Annotated in this window: 3 protein-coding genes; 2 read left to right on the plus strand and 1 reads right to left on the minus strand. The window is 62.3% G+C overall.

Annotated features, from left to right (window positions below; all coding sequences use genetic code 11):
- On the plus strand, window positions 1–251 hold a 251-nt coding region (locus tag ENZ74_RS29355; protein WP_206522349.1), incomplete at its 5' end, for a methylenetetrahydrofolate reductase.
- 439 nt (window positions 252–690) lie between these two features.
- Here ENZ74_RS29355 and ENZ74_RS29360 read toward each other — a convergent pair.
- Window positions 691–1,608: a DMT family transporter gene (locus tag ENZ74_RS29360; protein ID WP_063168490.1), complete on the minus strand. Its 918-nt coding sequence runs from the start codon at window positions 1,606–1,608 to the stop codon at window positions 691–693.
- A gap of 208 nt (window positions 1,609–1,816) precedes the next feature.
- Here ENZ74_RS29360 and ENZ74_RS29365 point away from each other — a divergent pair.
- A partial coding sequence (locus ENZ74_RS29365) for an alanine racemase (RefSeq protein WP_206522350.1) occupies window positions 1,817–2,398 on the plus strand: 582 nt, incomplete at its 3' end.

Below are 2,398 nucleotides of genomic sequence, written 5' to 3' on the forward strand. Positions count from 1 at the left end.
TTTCCGCGAGGGCGGGCGCGCATGTGCCCGGGTGGCTGGCGGAGCGTTTCGAAGGCCTCGACAAGGACCCGCAGACGCATGCGCTGGTGGCATCGGCGGTGGCAGCCGAACAGGTCATGGACCTGGTCGAGCGCGGTGTCGGCGATTTCCACTTCTACACCATGAACCGCGCCGATCTGGTCTTTGCCATCTGCCATATGATCGGTATTCGCTCGCACGAGGCGGCGGCCGCCGGATCAGCCGCGGCATGAGGTCGGGCTCAACAACAAAAGGCCGGGAAAAACCCGGCCTTTTGAATTGGTTGGACTATTTGGGTGCTGGTCTTCCCCGCTTTGGCGGTCAGGGAAGGAAGCCCATAATGAGGGCTCCGATAAAGGCGAACGCAGCACAGATCATCAATGCGTTGATAGGCCTCGTAAGTCCCATGACATAGCCTCCTCTTAAAGAGCTATGTCATGGAGTCTAGGTTCATTTGTGCCACAGGCAAGCGGAAAATGTGCTGCATTGCGACGTGATTGTGAAATCCGCGACATGTCTTTTGCCGTTAGGCTTTGAAACTCCTAGGCAAATACCGACTTCAGACCTGTGAATAAAATGTGGCCGGCTCGTGTCGCTGCCGTGTCATGGCAGCGCTACCGCCGCGAAAGTCGAATGCGACTTTCGCGGCGATGTGGGGGTTCAAAGGACGCGCTAACGTCTTCCAAGGACGCGCCCGTCGATGGTGATGAGGCCGAGCGCGATCAGCACCACCCCGCCGATTTCGAACAGCTCCAGCCGCTCGCCTAGGAACAGGAAGCCGAGCAGCATGGCGCTGGCCGGCACAACAAGCGTGACCAGCGAGGCGTTGGTAGCGCCCGCCGAGGCGACGAGGTTGAAATAGAGGATGTAGGCGACGGCTGTGGACAGAAGTGCCAGCGCCAGCACCGCCGCCCAGACCGGCGGCGAGGCCGAGAACAGGCCGGATGGGCCGTAGGTGAAGAGCACGATCGGGATCATGATGATGGTCGAAGCGGTCAACTGCCCGGTGGCGACGACCGGCGAGGGCACGCCCTTGAAGCGGCGGGCGACCATCAGCGCAATGCCATAGGACAGTGAAGCGCCGATCAGCGCGAATTTGGCCCAGACCGGGCCGCCGAGCCCGGCAAGCAGGCCGGGGCCGATCATGACGGCCGTACCGGCGATGCCGAGCGCAATGCCGGCGAGCTTGTTCCAGGAGAGCTTTTCGTCCGATGTCAGCGCATTGGCGAGAATCAATGTCCAGAACGGCGTCGTGGCGTTGAGCACCGAGGCGACGCCGGCGCCAAGCTCCGTCTGGCCGGCGAAGATCAGCGAAAAGGGCACCACATTGTTGGTGAGCGCCAGCAGGAAGAACAGGCCTGCATGCGGAAGCGCGAGGCGGAAGGACGGGCCGCACAGGCCGAGATAGATCTGTAGCGCGATCGCGGCGATGGCGACGCGAAACAGCACCAGCACCAGCGGGGGGAGTTCGGCCACCGCGATGCGGGCAAAGAAGAACGAGCCGCCCCAGATCGCGCCGAGCAGCAGGAGCTGCCCCCAGTCCTTGAGCACCATCGGCCCGCGCGGTGCTGATGTCGCGGCTATTGTCATGTGAGTCGCCCTCCCAGACGGCCTGAATGCCAGTCAGTCAGGCAGAAGCCATATCGGACTCAGTGACAAGAGCCACCCGAAACCTGATCGCTGGCAAACGTTGCTGGCAAAGACCCAGCGCCCCAGCGTCAGCCGCACGAGACACAGAATTGTTTTCATTAGCCGCTAGCTTGGATTAATTGTGCGCAGCCGAAGTGAGGATTCGTCCATGCAGCGATTCGAGAATGCCCGCGAGGCGGCACTGGCGCTTCGTCCGGACGATCCGGTCTATTGCTTCCGCCCGCAAGTGCTGATGGCGGATGCCAGGCAGTTCATGGGCATGTTCCCCGGCAAGACCGCCTATGCGGTCAAGACCAATGGCGAGCAGATCGTGCTGAAGACGCTGGTCGAAGCCGGCGTCAAGGCTTTCGACGTCGCTTCGCCGGGCGAGTTCGCCGCCGTGCGTGCCGTTTCCCCCGATGCCGAGATGCTCTACATGCACCCGGTCAAGGCGCAGTCGGACATCAAGCTGGCGCTGGAGAAATACGCCATCCGCGTCATTTCGCTCGATCATGAGGACGAGATCACCAAGCTGACGCGAGTGGTGCGGGCTCTCGACATCGATCCGGGCTCGATCAGCGTGTTCGTGCGGGTGCAGACCAAGGGGCATGCCGCCTACGAACTGTCGAAGAAGTTCGGCGCCGGGCCGGCGTATGCCGTCGAGCTCGCGGAGCGGCTGAGCCGTACCGGCTACAAGGTCGGCCTGTGCTTCCATGTCGGCAGCCAGATCGAGGATCCCGATACCTATGAG

It is taken from the genome of Mesorhizobium sp. M7A.F.Ca.CA.002.15.2.1, from assembly GCF_003998715.1.
Classification (GTDB): Bacteria; Pseudomonadota; Alphaproteobacteria; order Rhizobiales; family Rhizobiaceae; genus Mesorhizobium; species Mesorhizobium ciceri.

Excerpts from the sequence above, each read along its gene's own strand:
- ENZ74_RS29360 (WP_063168490.1), bottom strand. The coding sequence starts at position 1,608 with ATGACAATAGCCGCGACATCAGCACCGCGCGGGCCGATGGTGCTCAAG.